Source organism: Pseudomonas brassicacearum, assembly GCF_009601685.2.
In the GTDB taxonomy this organism is placed as follows: Bacteria; Pseudomonadota; Gammaproteobacteria; order Pseudomonadales; family Pseudomonadaceae; genus Aquipseudomonas; species Aquipseudomonas kilonensis_B.
Genome location: NZ_CP045701.2, coordinates 3,830,581 through 3,850,461, shown reverse-complemented (window position 1 = coordinate 3,850,461; position 19,881 = coordinate 3,830,581). Strand labels below are relative to the sequence as shown.

At 60.9% G+C, this 19,881-nt stretch carries 18 protein-coding genes; 5 read left to right on the top strand and 13 right to left on the bottom strand.

All coding sequences use genetic code 11. From position 1 onward, the window contains the following. Positions 1-58: 58 nt before the first annotated feature. Positions 59-664, top strand: a complete 606-nt coding sequence (locus tag GFU70_RS16125) for a tRNA-(ms[2]io[6]A)-hydroxylase (protein WP_116642018.1) — start codon at positions 59-61, stop codon at positions 662-664. Between the two features lie 21 nt (positions 665-685). Here the strand turns inward: GFU70_RS16125 and GFU70_RS16120 are convergent, their stop codons facing one another. The 4 genes from GFU70_RS16120 to GFU70_RS16105 form a co-directional block, all read right to left on the bottom strand. Beyond that, the gene (locus GFU70_RS16120; RefSeq protein ID WP_058544549.1) at positions 686-1,174 is read right to left on the bottom strand and encodes a GFA family protein; all 489 of its coding nucleotides are present in this window, start codon (positions 1,172-1,174) and stop codon (positions 686-688) included. Between the two features lie 201 nt (positions 1,175-1,375). Continuing rightward, positions 1,376-1,987, bottom strand: coding sequence for a DNA-3-methyladenine glycosylase family protein (locus tag GFU70_RS16115; protein WP_058544550.1), 612 nt, complete (start codon positions 1,985-1,987; stop codon positions 1,376-1,378). A gap of 23 nt (positions 1,988-2,010) precedes the next feature. Then, positions 2,011-3,093, bottom strand: coding sequence for a bifunctional transcriptional activator/DNA repair enzyme AdaA (locus GFU70_RS16110; protein WP_116642019.1), 1,083 nt, complete (start codon positions 3,091-3,093; stop codon positions 2,011-2,013). 179 nt (positions 3,094-3,272) lie between these two features. Next, on the bottom strand, positions 3,273-4,727 hold the full coding sequence (locus GFU70_RS16105; protein ID WP_058544552.1) for a TrkH family potassium uptake protein: 1,455 nt from the start codon (positions 4,725-4,727) through the stop codon (positions 3,273-3,275). Between the two features lie 175 nt (positions 4,728-4,902). Between GFU70_RS16105 and GFU70_RS16100 the strand changes: the two genes are divergently transcribed. Next, positions 4,903-5,490 (top strand): LysE family translocator, encoded by a 588-nt coding sequence (locus GFU70_RS16100; RefSeq protein WP_058544553.1) that lies wholly within the window; start codon positions 4,903-4,905, stop codon positions 5,488-5,490. Between the two features lie 180 nt (positions 5,491-5,670). Here GFU70_RS16100 and GFU70_RS16095 read toward each other — a convergent pair whose 3' ends face one another. Next, the gene (locus GFU70_RS16095; protein WP_058544554.1) at positions 5,671-6,495 is read right to left on the bottom strand and encodes a helix-turn-helix transcriptional regulator; all 825 of its coding nucleotides are present in this window, start codon (positions 6,493-6,495) and stop codon (positions 5,671-5,673) included. A gap of 137 nt (positions 6,496-6,632) precedes the next feature. On the opposite strand from GFU70_RS16095, the gene GFU70_RS16090 reads away from it, so the two are divergent. Further along, positions 6,633-7,595 (top strand): sensor domain-containing diguanylate cyclase, encoded by a 963-nt coding sequence (locus tag GFU70_RS16090; protein ID WP_116642020.1) that lies wholly within the window; start codon positions 6,633-6,635, stop codon positions 7,593-7,595. A gap of 91 nt (positions 7,596-7,686) precedes the next feature. Here GFU70_RS16090 and fabI read toward each other — a convergent pair whose 3' ends face one another. From fabI to gloB, 8 genes are all read right to left on the bottom strand, one after another. Next, entirely contained in the window at positions 7,687-8,481 is a 795-nt protein-coding gene (fabI, locus tag GFU70_RS16085; protein ID WP_058544556.1) for an enoyl-ACP reductase FabI, read from the bottom strand. A gap of 19 nt (positions 8,482-8,500) precedes the next feature. Beyond that, positions 8,501-10,111, bottom strand: a complete 1,611-nt coding sequence (locus tag GFU70_RS16080) for an ABC transporter ATP-binding protein (RefSeq protein WP_058544557.1) — start codon at positions 10,109-10,111, stop codon at positions 8,501-8,503. A gap of 1 nt (position 10,112) precedes the next feature. Next, positions 10,113-11,132 (bottom strand): ABC transporter permease, encoded by a 1,020-nt coding sequence (locus GFU70_RS16075; RefSeq protein WP_153388413.1) that lies wholly within the window; start codon positions 11,130-11,132, stop codon positions 10,113-10,115. 1 nt (position 11,133) lies between these two features. Next, positions 11,134-12,207, bottom strand: coding sequence for a microcin C ABC transporter permease YejB (locus GFU70_RS16070; protein ID WP_058544559.1), 1,074 nt, complete (start codon positions 12,205-12,207; stop codon positions 11,134-11,136). Between the two features lie 4 nt (positions 12,208-12,211). After that, entirely contained in the window at positions 12,212-14,065 is a 1,854-nt protein-coding gene (locus GFU70_RS16065; RefSeq protein ID WP_153388412.1) for an extracellular solute-binding protein, read from the bottom strand. Then, positions 14,062-15,894: an extracellular solute-binding protein gene (locus GFU70_RS16060; protein ID WP_153388411.1), complete on the bottom strand. Its 1,833-nt coding sequence runs from the start codon at positions 15,892-15,894 to the stop codon at positions 14,062-14,064. The genes GFU70_RS16065 and GFU70_RS16060 overlap by 4 nt, the downstream gene beginning before the upstream one ends. Positions 15,895-16,103: 209 nt before the next feature. Continuing rightward, a complete protein-coding gene (locus tag GFU70_RS16055; protein WP_116642023.1) occupies positions 16,104-17,552 on the bottom strand; it encodes a transglycosylase SLT domain-containing protein in 1,449 nt (482 codons plus the stop codon). 99 nt (positions 17,553-17,651) lie between these two features. Continuing rightward, a complete protein-coding gene (gloB, locus tag GFU70_RS16050) occupies positions 17,652-18,419 on the bottom strand; it encodes a hydroxyacylglutathione hydrolase (RefSeq protein WP_058544563.1) in 768 nt (255 codons plus the stop codon). A gap of 65 nt (positions 18,420-18,484) precedes the next feature. Between gloB and GFU70_RS16045 the strand changes: the two genes are divergently transcribed. Continuing rightward, entirely contained in the window at positions 18,485-19,243 is a 759-nt protein-coding gene (locus GFU70_RS16045; protein WP_058544564.1) for a class I SAM-dependent methyltransferase, read from the top strand. A gap of 86 nt (positions 19,244-19,329) precedes the next feature. Next, positions 19,330-19,782 carry a ribonuclease HI gene (gene rnhA / locus GFU70_RS16040; protein WP_058544565.1) on the top strand — a complete coding sequence of 151 codons (453 nt, stop codon included), beginning with the start codon at positions 19,330-19,332 and terminating at the stop codon, positions 19,780-19,782. Positions 19,783-19,881: the final 99 nt, after the last annotated feature.

Here is a 19,881-nt window from a genome sequence, read left to right as displayed (position 1 = left end):
TGGGGGCAGGCCGGTATAATCGGCGCCCTTCGCTCGACTACCTTTTCCCGTGAGCCCCATGAATCTTCCCGAAATTCACGAATTCCTTGGTTGCCGCACCCCCGATGCCTGGGTCCAGGCCGCGCTGGCTGACCAGGAAACGTTGCTGATCGACCACAAGAACTGCGAATTCAAGGCGGCCAGCACTGCCTTGAGCCTGATCGCCAAATACCATTCCCACGTCGACCTGATCAATTTGATGTCGCGCCTGGCCCGGGAAGAGCTGGTGCATCACGAGCAGGTCATGCGCTTGATGAAAAAGCGCAAGATCGGCTTGCGCCAGCTCTCCGCCGGGCGTTATGCCTCGGGGCTGCGCAAGGTGGTACGCAGTCACGAACCGGTCAAGCTGGTGGACACCCTGGTGGTCGGCGCCTTCATCGAGGCCCGCAGTTGCGAGCGTTTCGAGGCCTTGGTGCCGCACCTGGACGAGGAACTGGGCAAGTTCTATTTCGGCTTGCTGAAAAGCGAAGCCCGGCATTTCCAGGGCTACCTGAAGCTGGCTTACCAGTACGGCGACGCCAAGGACATTGCCCAGGTGATCGACAAGGTCCGTGACGCCGAGCGGGAACTGATCGAGTCACCGGACGTGGAGTTTCGTTTTCACAGCGGTGTGCCTGCGGCATAGGACGTTATGCCGCGCTGCCTTTCAAACGGTCAGCCCCAGGCGCTCATGCCACTGGGCAATTGACTCTTGGGGATAGACCTCGAACTGCTGGTCGCCCGGATGCGCCTCGACTTCCACCCAGGGTGCCTTGGAACCCAGCATCAGGTGGGTGTGCTGCGGCGGTACCGGCAGCGGTGTGTCAATGGCCGAGGCAAAAGGGTGAATCAGGTCCGGCCATTCGGGGCTGAACAGCCATAGCCCTGAACCGCACAAGGAACAGAAATGTCGTTCGGCACTGCTGCGGTGGGCGCGTTGATCGCCTTCGTCCTTGAGCCGCGCATGGTAGATCGAGATGTGCTTGCGACCGCGCACCTTCAGGCTCTGGGCATCGCCCCCCAGGTTGATCGCAAAACCGCCGCCGCCCTGGGTCTTGCGGCAGATCGAGCAGTAGCAGCGCTGATAAGGGTAGGGGTGAGCACTGTCGAGGGTGAACGACACCGCGCCGCAGTGGCAGGATCCTTCGAGCTGCATGGGGAACCTCCAGTGGGATTGGAAATGACTCAGTACAGCCTAGACAGTCTGCGTCTTGTCAGTTGAGTTGAGGGTGACCATGTGACCGCCTTCGCGGGCAAGCCCGCTCCCACAGGGGATCTGTGTCGGTCATGGATTTTCCGCACACGCCCGGTCAGTGTGGGAGCGGGCTTGCTCGCGAAGGCGTCGGTACAGCTTCCATCACTTGGGCACCCGCCACAAATACCACGCCGCCACCGTCCGATATGGGCTCCAGGCCAGGCCGATCTCAGCCATCTGCTTGCGGCTGGGCTGATGCTCCAACCCCTTGAGCCGTCGATAACCTTCGCGTACGCCAAAGTCATCGGCTGGCAGGATGTCCGGTCGCTCGAGGCTGTAGATCAGCAGCATTTCCACGGTCCAGCGTCCGACGCCGCGCAAGGTGACCAAGCGTTCGATCAATACATCATCCTCCATCGCCCGCGCGGTGGCGTAATCCGGCACGATGCCGTCCAGCGTCGCCTGGGCGATGCCCTGGATCGTCGCGATCTTGCTGGCAGAAAACCCACAGCCGCGCAGCTGCGCAACGTCTGTCGCCAGGATCTGCCCGGGACCGGGGAAGGTCTGCGCCGGGAATAATGCCAGCAGCCGACCGAGGATTGCATCGCCTGCCTTGGCGTGCAGTTGCTGGTAGGCAATCGCCCGCACCAGGGCTTCATAGGGATCGCGGGCTGGCTTGGGTTGCAGCAGACAAGGGCCGATGGTCTCGACGTGACGTCGCCAGTCTAGGTCGAGACTTGCCAGCAAGGCACTGGCGTCGTGGTAGGCAGGCATCGGGTATTCGTTCTCCGGGGCGCTCAAAACGCCAGGGGCAGCGAAACCTGCACCGCGGCTTTCTCCAGTCGTAGCAGAAATGCCTTGCGCGGTTGTCCGCCACCATAGCCGGTCAACGAGCCATCCGCACCGATTACCCGGTGACAGGGAATGACGATGGCCAAGCGATTCTGCCCGTTGGCCAGGCCCACGGCGCGGCTGGCGCCGGGGCTGCCCAGGGCCGTGGCGATGTTGCCGTAGCTGCGGGTTTCGCCGTAGGGGATCTTTTGCAGTTCTGCCCAGACCCGTACGGCGAAGGCGCTGCCGGGCATGTGCAGCGGGACGTTGAATGCCGTGAGCTTGCCGGCGAAATAGTCGGCCAGTTCGGTCTCGATCTGCTGCAAATGAGCGTTGTGCCCCGGCGCAACCGTGTAGCCGTAGCGTTGCTGCAGTTCTTCCAGTTCCTTGGTCAGGGCCGGGCGGTCGAGGAATTCCAGCAGCACCAGGCCCCGTCGTTCGGCCATGGCCAGCATCGGCCCTAACGGCGTAGTCAGGCGGGTGAACAGCAAGGGTTCGCTGAGGGCCGCGCGGCCTGGCGTGATATGGAAGGACTTCACGAACGCGTCACGAAAACCGCTCAATGACTCATAACCGGAGTCGAACGCGGCGTTGTCGATCGAGCTGCCGTCCTTGATGCCGCCCAAGGCTATGCCCAGGCGGCGGCTGCGCAGGTAGGCGTGAAAGGTCATGCCGAAATGTTGCTTGAACCAGCGGCGCAGTTTCAGCGGCTCGATGCCTTGTTCCAGCAGCAGGGCGTCGGTCCAGCGCAGGTCGGGTTCGGCGTCCACGGTTTTGAGCAGGGCCTGGATCCAGTCGGGTGCGATGGCGGCGGCGTCCAGCGGCTTGCAGCGCAGGCAAGCCCGGTAGCCGGCCGACATGGCTTCGTCGGCATGGGCGAAGAACTCCACGTTCTCCGGCTTCGGCTTGCGCGCGGTGCAACTGGGGCGACAGAAAATGCCGGTGGTCTTGACCGCAGTGAAGAACACCCCCTCGTAGGCGGTGTCTCGTTCGAGCATGGCGCGGACCATCTCGGCATGGGGCGGGAGCAGCGAGTCGTGTAGGTTCATGGGCCTGAGCATAGAACCGTGTCCGGAACGACTCCACCGAAAAATCGACAGTGAATTTTCCGTTCGCTTGGTCGAATGCTCACGAACAAAAAGCGGACCCTTTGAGTCTGATCACCTGAAGGGAAGCCGCGACGCCTGTTCATGGCGTCGCGGCTTCTTTGTTTGTCTGTTCGAGGTGTTCAATACTTCCAGAACACCGGCGTGAACAGCACCAGCACGGTCAGGATTTCCAGCCGACCCAGCAGCATGCCAATGGTCAGCAGCCATTTGGCCGAATCTGGCAACGTCGAGAAGTTACCCGCCGGGCCGATGATATCCCCCAGTCCAGGGCCCACGTTGCATACTGCTGTGGCCGCACCGGACAGTGCTGTGGTCCAGTCCAGGCCGATCAGCGCCAACCCCAATGCAATGACGCCAATGGTCACCGCGAAAAAAAACGAAAAGGTCAGCAGTGAGCGGGCGATTTCTTCATCGATAGGATGGTTGTTGTATTTCTTTTGAGTCACCGCGCGAGGATGGATGAGCTGTTTCAAGCTGCCCATCAGAAGCGCATTGGCCACCTGGAATCGAAAGATCTTCAGGCCTCCGGAGGTGGATCCGGAACAGCCGCCGACGAAGGTCAGGTAAAAGAACAGCAAAACCGCAAAGCTTCCCCACAACGTGTAGTCCCCGAGCGCCACACCCGTGGTGGTGACCACCGAGGTGACGTTGACGGCTACGGTCCGTACCGCATCGAGCCAGGTGAAGTCACTGTTGAGGCTCAGCCAGGTGCCTGCCGCGAGCCAGACGAAGACCAGAAAAGCGATGAACCCCTGAACCTGGTGATCCTTGATCAGAGCGCGCCTGTTGCCGCGCAACGTGGAAACATACAGCGCAAAGGGCATCCCGCCGAAAATCATGATGACCACGGCGACCCAATGAATGGCCGGTTGTGTCCAGTGAGCCAAAGAGGCATCGGAGGTAGAGAAGCCGCCCGTGGAGATCAGCGTCATGGCGTGATTGATGGCCTCGAACGGCGTCATCCCGGCCAACCACAATGCCGCGGTGGAAAGGGCGGTCAGCCCCAAATAGATCGACAATATGTATTTTGCCGCGACGTGCGAGCGCGGCGTGACTTTATCCGACCAGTCCGACGATTCGGTCTGGAACAGCCGCATGCCGCCGACCCGCAACAGCGGCAAGATCGCCACGGCCATGCCGATAAAGCCGATCCCGCCCAGCCATTGAAGCATCGAACGCCAGATGAGCAGGCCAGGCGATGCGGTATCGAGGCCGCTGAAAATGGTCGAGCCGGTGGTGGTGATGCCGGACATCGTTTCAAAAAAAGCGTCGGTGTAACTGATGTGTCGGATAAACACCATGGGCAGCGCGGCGAAAGCGCATACGAACACCCAACTTGCGGTCGTCAGCAGGTACATGTCTCTGGGGCGCATCTGGGCGTGTGCCGGTCTTCCACGGGCGACCAATGCAACGCCACAGACGAAAGTGATCAGGCTCGACCAGAGAAACGCCGACAAATCATCGTTGCGCTCGTACAGCATCAGCGTGAGCAGCGGAATCGCCATGCTGACCGCCAGGGTAATCAGGAAAATGCCGAGGATAAAACCGATGAGACGCAGAACCGCAATGGACATGAGAAACGCCTGATTCAATAAGCCGCACAGTATCGATTGGGGGCAATCGCCTACCGCGTAAAGTTTGCGTAAAAAAGTGAGCGGTCACGCTAGACGACAAGGCAGTTTTCTTCAATACCGCCAGCGCCGGCCCCATTATTTTGGAGGCCCTTTCCTGAAAAGAAGAAGATATGTGATGAGCTTGATACTTTCCATGGCCATTTTTGCTTTGGTGGCTTCCATTACACCCGGCCCGGTCAATATCGTCGCCCTCAGCTCCGGGGCGCGATACGGGTTTCGTGCGACGTTGCGCCATGTGGGCGGTGCGACCCTTGGGTTTGTCTTGCTGCTGGTGTTGATGGGCTTGGGGTTGCATGAAGTGCTGCAACGCTGGCCTGGCCTCACGCGGGTGGTGCAGTTGGGAGGCGTGGCGTTTCTGTTGTTCATGGCCTGGAAACTGGCGATGGATAACGGGCACCTGGGCGGCGAAGACGAGGGACGGGCGCCTTCGATGTTCCATGGCGCGCTGATGCAATGGCTCAACCCCAAGGCGTGGCTGGCCTGCGTAGCGGGGATGGGCGCATTCGTGGCTGACGGCGAGGCGCGGCTGGTGTGGCAGTTTGCGGCGATCTACCTGGTGATCTGCTACGTCTCGGTGGGCTGCTGGGCCTACGCCGGGAGTTTTCTGCGCACGTGGCTGGGTAACCCGGCGACCATGCGCCTGTTCAATCGGGCGATGGCAGTGTTGTTGGTGGCCAGTGCGGTGTATCTGTTGTTGCCTTGAGTCAATACGTTTAGCTGTTGGATATAGGAACTGTGTAGGAGCTATGTAGGAGCTGTGTAGGAGCTGTCGAGTGCAACGAGGCTGCGATCTTTCCCCAGCCAATTGAATCTCAAGCGAAAGATCAAAAGATCAAAAGATCGCCAGCTTCGCCAGCGCCTACAGAGCCCGGCCGGAGCAAGCTCAACCGCGATATTGCCCGGGCGTAGCCGCCAGGTGTTGCTTGAAGGCACGCTGGAAATGCGCCTGGTCGGCAAACCCGCTGTCCAGCGCTACGTCGGCGATCAGCTTGCCTTCGCGCAATTGGCGCCGGGCAAACTGGATCCGGCGGTTGACCAGGAAAGCGTGGGGCGTCATCCCGTAATGGCGCTTGAAGGCTCGGCTCAGGTAGGACGGCGACAGCTGCGCGGCGGTGCAGATGTCTTCCAGCTTCAAGGCTTCGCTGCAATGGTCGTGGATAAACTGTGCCGCACGCATCAGGCCCGGATGACTGCCCCGGTCGGGACGACCGGCCGGATTGAGCCGTTGTTGCAGGTCAATGAAAAATGCCTCGGCGGCGGCGTGCTTGGCGGCAGTGTCGAGTCGCTCGTCCACCAGTTGCTCATACAGCCGTCCCAACGCAGCAAACAGCTCCACGTCGCGGCTGTGCGTGGTGGCGAAGCCCTGGAAATCCAGGCTTTCGTCAAAGCCGATACGGCGCTGCAAGTCCCTGAGCCACAGGGTGTCGACGTACAACATCACGTAGGACCATGGCTGATCGTCGATCGGGTTGCACGCGTGGACGTCGCCCGGGTTCATCAGCACCACCGTGCCGCTCTCTACCTGGAAATTCGACCGTTCGTGAATGTAAGTGCTGCGCCCTGCGGTGATCGCACCGATGGAAAAGTGGTCATGGGAATGGCGCGAATAGCAGACCTTGCGCCCATCGCCGATGGCCCGGGCTTCGATGAAGGGCAGGGCCGCGTCGCGCCAGAAACGTGGGGCGTCGTCATGGGGGGCGTGCTTCATCGGTCAGCGTCCTCGTCTTGAACCTGAGTGGCAGTGTATTAGCCCTGGCCGGCAAATGCCCGTCGGATTTAGCCGTTCGGTTTGAACGGCAGTGGTCCTGAACTAGACTTCATGAAGCCCTGCCAATGGAGTTCCCGATGCTTGCGCCACGCAAACCGGACGACGAAGCTGCTCGCCTCAAGAATCTGCACTCGCTCAAGCTGCTTGATACCGCCCCCGAAGAGCGGTTCGATCGCCTGACTCGTCTTGCCCGACGCCTGTTTGACGTGCCCATCGCGCTGGTGTCGCTGGTGGACGCCAACCGGCAGTGGTTCAAGTCCAGCGCCGGCCTGGACGCCAGCGAAACCCCGCGGGAGATTTCCTTCTGTGGGCATGCGATTTTGCAGGATCAGATCCTGGAAATCTGCGACGCGGAACAGGACGAGCGCTTCCATGACAACCCGCTGGTCACGGACAAGCCTGGCATTCGCTTCTATGCAGGACATCCGCTGGGGTTGGAGGACGGCAGCAAGCTCGGCACGTTGTGCCTGCTCGACACCCGGCCGCGCAAGCTCAATGACGAAGAACGCGAATTGCTGCGCGACTTGGCATGCATGGCCGAGCAGGAGATGGTCGCGGTGCAGATGGCGAGCATGGACGAGCTGACGCTGTTATCCAATCGGCGTGGATTCCGGACGTTGGCCCAGCATGCGTTGAATGTGTGTGACCGCTTGTCGCGACCGGCGACGCTGCTGTTCTTCGATCTCAACGACTTCAAGCCGATCAACGACCGCTACGGACACGCCGAGGGCGACAGCGCGCTAAAAACCTTCGCCGATGTGCTGCGTATCGCCTTTCGCGAAAGTGATGTGATCGGCCGCCTCGGCGGTGATGAATTCGTGGCGTTGCTCACCGGTTCTTCCCATGTCGAGACAACGACGATCATGGTGCGCCTCAAGGAAATCCTCGATGAGCGCAATGCAATGTTGCAGCGTGGCTATGACATTCGTTTCAGTGTCGGTCAGATCGAGTACGACGCCCAGCGTCATCAGTCGATCGACACACTGCTGGTTGACGCCGATGCGGCGATGTACACACAGAAGCAGGCGCTACGCAGCTAGCACAGGGTATTGCGGTGTAATCAGGCAATCGCAATAAAAAACGCCGCTTGGCCTTTCCAGGGCAAGCGGCGTTTTTGCTGCAACGTGAAGATTACTCTTCGATGTTGCCCATGGCGGTGGTGTTGAAGCCGCCGTCCACGTACATGATTTCACCGCTGACGCCCGATGCCAGGTCCGAGCACAGGAAGGCGCCGGCGTTGCCGACTTCTTCGATGGTGACGTTGCGACGCAGCGGCGTTTGCGCTTCGTTGGCGGCCAGCATCTTGCGGAAGTTCTTGATGCCGGAAGCGGCGAGGGTGCGGATGGGACCGGCCGATACGCAGTTGACGCGGGTGCCGTCCGGGCCCAGGGAGCCGGCCAGGTAACGCACGCCAGCTTCCAGGGAAGCCTTGGCCATGCCCATGACGTTGTAGTTCGGCATGGTGCGCTCGGCGCCCAGGTACGACAGGGTCAGCAGGCTGCCGTTGCGGCCTTTCATCATTTCGCGACCGGCCTTGGCCAGGGCCACGAAGCTGTAGGCGCTGATGTCATGGGCAATGCGGAAACCTTCACGGGTGGTGGCTTCGGTGAAGTCGCCGTCCAGTTGGTCGCCCGGGGCGAAGCCCACGGAGTGCACGATGCAGTCCAGGCCGTCCCACTTCTTGCTCAGTTCTTCGAAAACCTTGGCGATTTCTTCATCGCTGGCCACATCGCACGGGAAGCACAGCTCAGGGCTCGAACCCCAGCCTTGTGCGAACTCTTCGACACGACCCTTGAGTTTGTCGTTCTGATAAGTGAAGGCAAGCTCAGCGCCCTCGCGATGCATGGCGGCGGCGATGCCGGATGCGATGGACAGCTTGCTGGCGACACCGACGATCAGTACGCGCTTACCGGCGAGAAAACCCATGTGTTGCTCCTCTTTCAGGTTATTCGGCAGTTGTTGGGGCCAGGAAGGCGGCCTCCAGCAACTGCTGTGTATAGGGGTGCTGCGGCGCGGCGAATATGCTGCGGGCATCACCTTGTTCGACCACTTGGCCATGCTTGACCACCATCAACTGGTGGCTCAGCGCTTTGACGACAGCCAGGTCATGGCTGATAAACAGGTACGTCAGGTTGTACTTGGTTTGCAACGACCGCAACAGCTCCACCACTTGGCGTTGCACGGTACGATCCAGGGCCGACGTCGGTTCATCCAACAGAATCAACGCCGGCTTGAGCACCAGGGCCCGGGCAATGGCGATACGCTGTCGTTGCCCTCCGGAAAATTCATGGGGGTAGCGGTTCCGAGTTTCCGGATCCAGGCCTACCTCCTTCAATGCCTCAATTATTGCCTGTTCCTGTTCGGCTGCGGTGCCGATCTTGTGGATCCGCAGACCTTCGCCGACGATCTGGCTCACACACATCCGTGGGCTCAGGCTGCCAAAGGGGTCCTGAAACACCACTTGCATCTCCCGGCGCAGCGGCCGGACCTGTTGCTGCGTCAGGCTGTCCAGCGATTTGCCTTCGAAGCGGATCCCGCCCTGGCTGCCGATCAACCGCAGGATTGCCAGCCCCAGGGTGGATTTGCCGGAACCGCTTTCGCCGACGATGCCCAGGGTCTGGCCCTGGGGCAGGCTGAAGCGGATACCGTCCACGGCCTTGATGTAGTCTACCGTGCGTTTGAACAGGCCTTTCTTGATCGGGAACCAGACTTTCAGGTCCTCGACCTGCAACAGCGGCGGGCCGACGACGTTGCTCGCCGGGGTGCCGCTGGGTTCGGCGCTCAGCAGTTCCCGAGTGTACGGATGCTGCGGTGCGCGGAACAACTCTTCGCACGATGCCTGTTCGACGATGCAACCGCGCTGCATGACACATACGCGATGCGCAATTCTTCGCACCAGGTTCAAATCGTGGCTGATCAGCAGCAGCGACATGCCCAATCGCGCCTGCAGTTCCTTGAGCAACTGGAGGATTTTCAGCTGGACGGTGACGTCCAGGGCCGTGGTCGGCTCGTCGGCGATCAGCAGTTCCGGTTCGTTGGCCAGGGCCATGGCGATCATCACCCGCTGGCGCTGGCCGCCGGACAGCTCGTGGGGCAGGGCCTTGAGGCGCTTGTGGGGCTCGGGAATGCCCACCAGTTCCAGCAACTCAAGGGTCCGGCGGGTCGCGACCTTGCCGCTCAGGCCCTTGTGGATGCCGAGCACTTCATTGATCTGTTTTTCAATGGAGTGCAGCGGGTTGAGGGACGTCATCGGTTCCTGGAAGATCATCGCGATCCGGTTGCCGCGGATATGGCGGATGGTTTTTTCCTTCAACCCCAGTAGATTCTGGCCGGCGTACTGGATGGTCCCGGTGGGGTGATGGGCCAGCGGGTAGGGCAGCAACCGCAGGATCGAATGGGCGGTGACCGATTTGCCCGAGCCGCTTTCACCCACCAGGGCCAGGGTTTCGCCGCGCTTGATATCGAAGCTGACGCCCTCGACCACGCGCTGGCGGCGTTCGCCAACAATGAACTCCACCGCCAGGTCGCGCACTTCGATCAGATTATCCTGGTTCATTTCACTTCCTCGGATCGAAGGCATCGCGAGCGGACTCGCCGATGAACACCAACAGGCTCAACATCAGGGCCAGCACGGCGAACGCGCTGATGCCCAACCACGGCGCCTGGAGGTTGGATTTGCCCTGGGCCACCAGCTCACCCAGGGACGGCGCGCCCGGCGGCAGGCCAAAGCCGAGGAAATCCAGGGCGGTGAGGGTGCCGATGGCGCCGGTGAGGATGAACGGCATGAATGTCATGGTCGAGACCATGGCGTTGGGCAGGATGTGGCGGAACATGATCGCCCCGTTCTGCATGCCCAGCGCCCGGGCGGCGCGTACGTATTCCAGGTTGCGCCCACGCAGGAACTCGGCACGGACGACATCCACCAGGCTCATCCAGGAAAACAGCAACATGATGCCCAGCAGCCACCAGAAGTTGGGCTGGACGAAACTGGCCAGGATGATCAGCAGGTACAGCACTGGCAACCCGGACCAGATCTCCAGGAAACGTTGGCCGGCCAGGTCCACCCAGCCGCCATAGAAGCCCTGCAGCGCGCCGGCGATCACGCCGATGATTGAACTGAGCACGGTCAAAGTCAGGGCGAACAGTACCGAGATGCGGAAGCCATAGATGACCCGGGCCAGGACATCGCGGCCCTGGTCGTCGGTGCCCAGCCAGTTCGCCGAAGAGGGCGGTGCCGGGGCCGGGACTTTCAAGTCGTAGTTGATGCTCTGGTAGCTGAACGCAATCGGTGCCCACAGCACCCAGGCGTCCTTGGCCGCCAGCAGTTCACGGATGTAGGGGCTCTTGTAGTTGGCTTCCAGGGGGAATTCGCCGCCGAACGTGGTTTCCGGGTAACGCTTGAGGGCCGGGAAGTACCAGCCGTCTTCGTAGTGCACCACCAGCGGCTTGTCGTTGGCGATCAACTCGGCACCCAGGCTCAGCCCGAACAGGATCAGGAATAGCCACAGCGACCACCAGCCTCGCTTGTTGGCCTTGAACAGTTCGAAACGACGGCGATTGAGAGGGGACAGGTTCATCTCAATGCTCCCGGCTTTCGAAGTCGATACGCGGATCGACAAAGGTGTAGGTCAAATCGCCGATCAGCTTCACCACCAGCCCCAGCAAGGTGAAAATGAACAGCGTGCCAAACACCACCGGGTAATCGCGGTTGATGGCCGCTTCGAAACTCATCAGGCCCAGGCCATCGAGGGAGAAGATCACTTCCACCAGCAGGGAACCGGTAAAGAAAATCCCGATGAATGCCGAAGGGAAACCGGCGATCACCAGCAACATGGCGTTGCGGAACACATGGCCGTAGAGCACGCGGTTGCGGGTCAGGCCCTTGGCCTTGGCGGTGACCACGTATTGCTTGTTGATTTCGTCGAGGAAGCTGTTCTTGGTCAGCAGGGTCATGGTGGCGAAGTTTCCGATCACCAGGGCGGTCACGGGCAAGGCCAGGTGCCAGAAGTAATCGAGGATCTTGCCGCCCATGCTCAATTCGTCAAAGTTGTTGGAGGTCAGCCCGCGCAACGGAAACCAGTCGAAATAGCTGCCGCCGGCAAACACCACGATCAACAGGATGGCGAACAGGAACGACGGGATTGCGTAGCCGATGATGATTGCCGAACTGGTCCATACGTCGAAATGGCTGCCGTGCCGCGTGGCTTTGGCGATCCCCAGCGGGATCGACACCAGGTACATGATCAGCGTGCTCCATAGCCCGAGGGAGATGGACACCGGCATCTTTTCCTTGATCAGGTCGATGACCTTGGCATCGCGGAAGAAACTGTCGCCAAAGTCCAGGTGCGCGTAGTTCTTGATCATGATCCACAGGCGTTCGGGCGCCGACTTGTCGAAGCCGTACATGTGCTCGATTTCCTTGATCAGCGCCGGGTCCAGGCCCTGGGCACCGCGGTAGGAAGAACCGGCCACCGACACCTCGGCACCGCCGCCGGCAATGCGGCTGGTGGCGCCTTCGAAGCCCTCGAGCTTGGCGATCATCTGTTCCACCGGCCCGCCGGGCGCGGCCTGGATGATGATGAAGTTGATCAACAGAATGCCGAACAGCGTCGGGATGATCAGCAGCAGTCGCCGAAAAATATAAGCCAGCATTTCGTTACTCCACGCTCGCAGGGGCGGCGATTTGCTGCTCGATGACCTGCTTTTCTACTTCATCGGCCGGCTTGACCTCTGGCTTGACCCACCAGGTGGTGGTGCCGATGTCATAAGTTGGCGTGATTTTCGGATGACCGATGTGGTTCCAGTAGGCCACGCGCCAGGTTTTGATGTGCCAGTTGGGGATCACGTAGTAGCCCCATTGCAGAACCCGATCCAGCGCACGGGCGTGGGCCACCAGGCTCTGGCGCGAGTCGGCGTTGATCAGTTGCTCCACCAACTGGTCCACTGCAGGGTCCTTGAGGCCCATGGTGTTGCGGCTGCCGGGCTTGTCGGCGGCGGCGGACATCCAGAACTCGCGCTGTTCGTTCCCCGGCGAACTGGATTGCGGGAAGCTGCTCACCACCAGGTCGAAGTCCCGGGAGCGCACGCGATTGATGTACTGGGATACGTCCACCCGGCGGATGACCAGTTCGATGCCCAGGTCGCTCAAGTTGCGCTTGAAAGGCAGCAGTATCCGCTCGAACTCGGTCTGGGCCAGCAGGAATTCCAGCACCACGGGTTTACCTTGGGCATCGACCATCTTGTCGTCGGCGATGCGCCAGCCCGCTTCTTGCAGCAATTGGTAAGCCTTGCGCTGCTGGTTGCGGATCATGCCGCTGCCGTCACACACCGAAGGCTGGAACGCCTCGGTGAAGACCTGCTCGGGAATCTTGCCGCGCAGGGGCTCGAGGATCTTCAACTCGTCTTCGCCGGGCAGCCCGGTGGCGGCCATTTCCGAATTCTCGAAATAGCTGCGGGTGCGGGCATAGGCGCCGTTGAACAGTTGCTTGTTGGTCCACTCGAAGTCCAGCAGCAGGCTCAAGGCCTTGCGCACCCGCACGTCCTGGAAGATCGGCCGGCGCAGGTTGTAGACAAAACCCTGCATGCCGGTGGGGTTGCCGTTGGGGATCTGTTCCTTGATCAGCCGGCCTTCGGTCACGGCCGGGATGTTGTAGGCGTTGGCCCAGTTCTTGGCGGTCATTTCCAACCAGAAATCGAACTGCCCGGCTTTCAAGGCCTCGACCGCGACGGTGTTGTCGCGATAGTAGTCGGTCACCAGTACGTCGAAATTATAGAAGCCGCGGTTGACCGGCAGGTCCTTGCCCCAGTAGTCCTTGACCCGCTCATAGCGGATCGAGCGTCCGGCCTTTACTTCGGCGACCTTGTAGGGGCCGCTGCCCAGGGGGGGCTCCAGGTTGCCCTTGCTGAAGTCGCGTTCGGCCCACCAGTGTTTTGGCAATACCGGCAATTGGCCGAGGATCAACGGCAGTTCGCGATTATTGGTGTGTTTGAACTTGAACAGGACTTTGAGCGGGTCTTCGGCGATGACGTCGGCGACGTCGTTGTAATAGCCGCGAAACATCGGCGCGCCGTCCTTGGTCAGGGTCTGAAAGCTGAAGACCACGTCTTCTGCGCGTACCGGATGGCCGTCGTTGAAACGGGCTTCGGGGCGCAGGTAGAAGCGCACCCAGGCATTGTCCGGGGCTTTCTCGATTTTTTCGGCGATCAGGCCATATTCGGTGAAAGGTTCGTCCAGGCCCTGCTTGGCCAGGGTGTCGTAGATCAGGCCGATGTCATCGGCCGGCACGCCTTTGCTGATGAACGGGTTGAGGCTGTCGAAGCCCCCAAAACCGCCCTGGCGGAAGATTCCGCCTTTGGGCGCGTCCGGGTTGACGTAGTCGAAATGCTTGAAGTTCGCCGGGTATTTCGGCGGCTCGTTGTACAAGGTCAGGGCATGCTGCGGTGCGGCACAGGCCAGCCCGGCGAATAACAGGCTGCTGGCCTGCAGGAGCAGGGCTCGTAGAAGCTTCATTGATCTTTCTCCGAAGATTTCAGCCACCATGCGCTCAGGCCCAGGGTGTAGGGCGGCGTGGTGACGAAGGCGAACCGGTTGCGGTACGCCAGGCGATGATAATTGAGATACCAGTTGGGAATGCAGTAATGCTGCCACAGCAGCACCCGATCCAGGGCTTTGCCGGCGGCGACCTGTTCGTCGCGGGTTTGGGCGGCGAGCAATTTTTCCAGCAGATGGTCGACCACCGGGTTGGCGATCCCTGCGTAGTTCTTGCTGCCCTTGACCCCGGCCTGGCTGGAGTGGAAGTACTGCCATTGCTCAAGGCCGGGGCTGAGGGTCTGGCCCAGGGTCAGCAGGATCATGTCGAAGTCGAACTGGTCCAGGCGCTGCTTGTACTGGGCGCGGTCCACCGTGCGTAGTCGGGCCTGGATGCCGATGCTGGCGAGGTTTTCGACGTAGGGCTGCAGGATGCGCTCCAGGTTCGGGTTCACCAGCAGGATTTCGAAACTCAGGGGCTGGCGGTCGGCATTGAGCAGGCGCTGGCCGTTAAGGCTCCAGCCGGCTTCCTTCAACAGGCCCAGGGCCTTGCGCAAGGTTTCCCGGGGGATGCCGCGACCGTCGGTCTTGGACAGGCTGAAGGGTTCGGTGAGCAGTTTGGGTGGCAATTGGTCCCGGTACGGCTTGAGCAGCAGCCACTCATGGCCCACTGGCAGGCCGGTGGCGGAGAATTCGCTGTTGGGGTAGTAGCTGAGGGTGCGCTTGTAGGCGCCGCTGAACAGTGTGCGGTTGGTCCACTCGAAATCGAACATCAGCCCCAGGGCTTCACGTACCTTGACCTCGGCAAACGTGTTGCGCCGGGTGTTCATGAACAGACCCTGGGTCTGGGTCGGGATCTGGTGGGGGATTTGCGCCTTGATGACATCGCCCCGATTGACCGCCGGGAATTGGTAGCCGTTGGCCCAGTTCTTGGCCTGGTGTTCGATGTAGATATCGAACTCGCCAGCCTTGAAGGCTTCGAAGGCGACCTCGCTGTCACGGTAAAACTCCACGTCCATGCGGTCGTAGTTGTACTTGCCACGATTGACTGGCAGGTCCTTGCCCCAGTAGTTCTTGACCCGTTCGAAGACCAACTGGCGACCTGGTTGCACCTTGGTGATGCGATACGGCCCGCTGCCCAGGGGCGGTTCGAAGGTCGTCGCCTTGAAATCGCGGCCTTTCCAGTAATGCTGGGGCAACACCGGCAGTTCACCCAGGCGCAGGATCAGCAGCGGGTTGCCCGCGCGCTTGAAGACAAAGCGGATTTTCAGCGGATTGAGAATGTCGACCCGCAGTACTTCCTGCAGGTTGGTGCGGTATTGCGGGTGGCCTTCCTTGAGCAGCGTCCTGTAGGAGAACGCCACGTCATAGGCGGTAATGGGCACGCCATCATGAAAGCGCGCTTCGGGTCGCAGGTTGAACACGACCCAGCTGCGGTCTTCGCTGTATTGCACCGACTGGGCGATCAGGCCATAGCTCGACGTCGGTTCGTCACCGGATGGTGCGTACTGGCCTGTGCCGACCATCAGGGGTTCATTCAGCTCATTGATGCCGTATTGCAGGAAATTGGGCGTGGAAACCGGGCTACTGCCCTTGAATGTATAGGGGTTGAGCGTATCGAAGGTGCCGAATGCCATGACCCGCAAGACTCCGCCCTTGGGCGCTTGCGGGTTGACCCAGTCGAAGTGGGTGAATCTGGCCGGGTACTTGAGCGTGCCAAACTGCGCATAGCCATGGCTTTCGCTGATGGTTGCGCTGGCGGGAGAGCTCAAGGCCAGGCCGATCAGGAGCAAGAGGAGGGGACGTATCAAGTCTGAGATCCGATCCAGGCGGCTTGGGCTTTATGGCCTGTACAGTAACAGCTTGTATCGGCAGGAAAAAGGCGGGGTTGTAGGAGCTGTCGAGCGCAGCGAGGCTGCGATCTTTCCCCAGACACTTAAATATCAAGCGAAAGATCAAAAGATCGCAGGCTTCGCCAGCTCCTACAACAACCCAGTCCCTGGTTACAGGTGCCCCGGTGTCAATGCGGGGAATAGACCGTCAGCATCTGCCCAGGCTTGAGTGCCTTGCCCATCCGCGGGTTCCAGCGCTTGAGGTGCTGCATTTCCACGTTGAAGCGCTTGGCGACGACGTACAACGAATCACCCTGCTTGACCTTGTATTGGGTTTGCTTCTTCTTGCCCTTGGTATTGGCGGCCACCACGGTGCTGATGCGCTTGCCTTTGGCCTTGGTGGGCGTGGCGTCCAGCATCACCAGGGTCTGGCCGATCTTGAGCTTGCTGCCACGCAGCTTGTTCCAGCGTTGCAAGTCCTTGGTCCGGACGTTGTTGGCCTTGGCGATCTGGCCGAGGTTGTCGCCGCGCTTGACGCGGTAGGTGCGTCTTGCACCTGCCAAGTCGCTGTCGTCGGTCGATTCAAACACCGGCTTGGGCGAGCGCTGGCTGATCAGTTCTTCCGGGCGCATGGTCGACAGGCTGGCGGCCAGCAACTGGGCCTTGGACGTTGGCACCAGCAGGTGCTGGGGGCCATCGATGGTGGTGCGCTGCTTGAAGGCCGGGTTGAGCTGGAACAACTCGTCTTCGTCGATGTTGGCCACGGCGGCGACCTTGGACAGGTCCATGCGCTGGTTGATCTCGACGACCTGGAAATACGGTTCGTTGGCGATCGGGTTGAGGTTCACGCCATAGGCTTCGGGCGAGAGCACCACCTGGGACAGCGCCAGCAACTTTGGCACATAGGCCTGGGTCTCGCTGGGCAGCGGCAGGTTCCAGTAGTCGGTGGGCAGGCCAAGCTTCTCGTTGCGCTCGATGGCGCGGCTGACCGTGCCTTCGCCGGCGTTGTAGGCTGCCAGCGCCAGCAACCAGTCACCGTTGAACATGTCGTGCAGGCGCGTCAGGTAGTCCAGGGCGGCCGTGGTGGAGGCGGTGATATCGCGACGCCCGTCATAAAAGCGGGTCTGGCGCAGGTTGAAGTAACGCCCCGTGGACGGGATGAATTGCCACAGGCCCACTGCGTTGGCCCGGGAATAGGCCATGGGGTTGTAGGCACTCTCGATCACCGGCAGCAGCGCCAGCTCCAGCGGCATGTTGCGCTCTTCGAGGCGTTCGACGATGTAATGAATGTACAGGCTGCCGCGCTCGCCGGCGTTTTCCAGGAAGGAGGGGTTGCTGGCGAACCACAGGCGCTGTTGCTCGATACGCGGGTTGACGCCGGCCGTTTCCTGCAGCTGGAAGCCCTGGCGCATGCGCTCCCAGACATCCTGGGGTACTTGGGGGCTGGGTTTTTCACTGAGCCATAGCGGCTTCTGCTTGGCGCGAGCGGCGATATTCGGCGTATGGGCCGCGTCGGTCTGCGGCAGCTGGCTCGTGCTCTGGCAGCCCGCCAATGTGGCTGACACAGCCACCGCGATGGCTTGAGCCAAGCGGGTCAAAGTGTCTGACTGGACGGACCTACGTATAGATGACGACATTGGCTGGAAGTAAGTTCCGGGCAAAAATGTCGGCCGATTCTAGGAAGCGCACCCCAGCAGGTCAACCTTTCAGAATTTTTGTATCAAGCGATAGCTGCCTTAGAACTTATCTTTCCAAGCTCTCAAGGCCGCAAAAACCTCACTTGGCGTCTGGTTTCGCTGGCCATTCCGTTCGTCTGCTTTTTGTTTAACGGATGTTTCAGTCGTGCGCAGGAACGGGTTGGTGAGTTTTTCCAGGGCCAGGGTCGAGGGCAGTGTCATGATGCCTTCGCTGCGTTGTCGGCTGACTTTTTCCAGGCGGGCGGCGATGTCCGGATTGCCTGGCTCCACGGCGGCCGCGAATTTCAGGTTGCTGAGGGTATATTCATGGGTGCAGTAGATCAGCGTATCTTCAGGCAGGGCGGCGAGGCGACTGAGCGAGTGGTGCATTTGCGCAGGCGTGCCTTCGAAGAGCCGGCCGCAACCGGCAGCGAACAGGGTGTCGCCACAGAACAGCAGGCCGTGGTGGTAGTAGGCGATGTGCCCCAGCGTATGGCCAGGCACGGCGTAGACATCGAAGTCCCAGCCGAGCACGCTGACCTTGTCGTTGTCATGCAGGGCCTTGTCCCGCGCCGGGATGTTTTCGCTGGCCGGGCCATGGACGGTGGCGTTCGTCGCATTTTTCAGTACCTGGACGCCGCCGACGTGATCATGATGATGGTGGGTGATCAAGATGTCGCTCAGGACCCAGCCCGGATGGGCCTCGAGCCAGGCCTGCACCGGCGCGGCGTCACCCGGGTCGACCACGGCGCACCGTTGGGTAGAGTGATCCTGTAACAACCAGATGTAGTTATCGGTGAATGCGGGCAGGGCACTGATCTGTATCATCGCGGAATTCGCCAAGCGGAAAACAAAGGCGCATCTTAGAACTTCCTGACGCGTTGGAGAATGCAATGACCGATGAAGCGTTCGCTCAGGCTGATCCTGACTGGTTGGCGTTGATCAGTGCCGCCCGTGAATGGCTGTCCGGCCCTGTCGGGCAATTTTTGCTGGAAGAAGAACGGCACATGCTCGAAGACGAGTTGGGCCGGTTCTTCGGCGGCTATCTGGTGCACTACGGACCTTCGGCGCAGACGCCGCCGTCGGCACCGCAAGTCCAGCGCAACGTGCGCCTGGGGGCGCCGTTGCCCGGGGTGGAAATCGTCTGCGAGGAGCAGGCCTGGCCGTTGAGCGAACATGCCGCCGACGTGGTGGTCATGCAGCACGGCCTGGATTTCTGCCTGTCGCCCCACGGTTTGTTGCGTGAAGCCGCCAGCAGCGTGCGCCCCGGCGGGCACCTGTTGATCATCGGCATCAACCCCTGGAGCGCTTGGGGCTTGCGTCATGTCTTTGCTCATGACGCCTTGCGCCAGGCCCGCTGCATCTCGGCGTCGAGGGTTGGCGACTGGCTCAACCTGCTGGGCTTTGCGCTGGAGAAACGCCGCTTCGGGTGCTATCGTCCGCCGCTTGCATCGCCCAAGTGGCAGGCGCGCCTGGCCGGCTGGGAGCGCAAGGCCGGTGACTGGCAGCTGTCCGGCGGCGGCTTCTACCTATTGGTGGCGCGCAAGATCGCGGTCGGGCTGCGCCCGGTGCGCCAGGCGCGACGCGAGCCGATGGGCAAACTGATTCCCTTGCCAATGGCCAAGGTCAATCGTCGCCACATCGGGCCGTAACCTTTTTCGATGGTCTTGCCGGTATCGGGCCGCGCGTGTTGTCGGGCCGATCGGCGGGCCTTTGCATTTTTTCTGGATAGATTGGCATGAGCGATAGCGTAGAACTCTTCACTGATGGCGCCTGCAAAGGCAACCCCGGTCCGGGCGGCTGGGGCGCGTTGCTGGTGTGCAAGGGCGTGGAGAAGGAACTCTGGGGCGGCGAAACCAATACCACCAACAATCGCATGGAACTGATGGGTGCGATCCGTGGCCTGGAAGAGCTCAAGCGGCCCTGCGATGTGCTGCTGGTGACCGACTCGCAGTACGTCATGAAAGGCATCAACGAGTGGATGGCGAACTGGAAAAAGCGCGGCTGGAAGACGGCGGCGAAGGAACCGGTGAAAAATGCCGACCTCTGGAAGCTGCTGGATGAGCAGGTCAACCGCCACAACGTCACTTGGAAATGGGTGCGCGGCCACATCGGCCACCACGGCAACGAACGCGCCGACCAGTTGGCCAATCGTGGGGTCGATGAGGTTCGGGGCTACAAGCAGGCCTGATTCAGCCGGATGTACCTCCTATGGCGAGGCGCTTGTGTGGGAGCAAAGCTTGCTCGCGACACAGGCGCCCCGGTTTTCCTGCAAGAGCGCATGATCTTC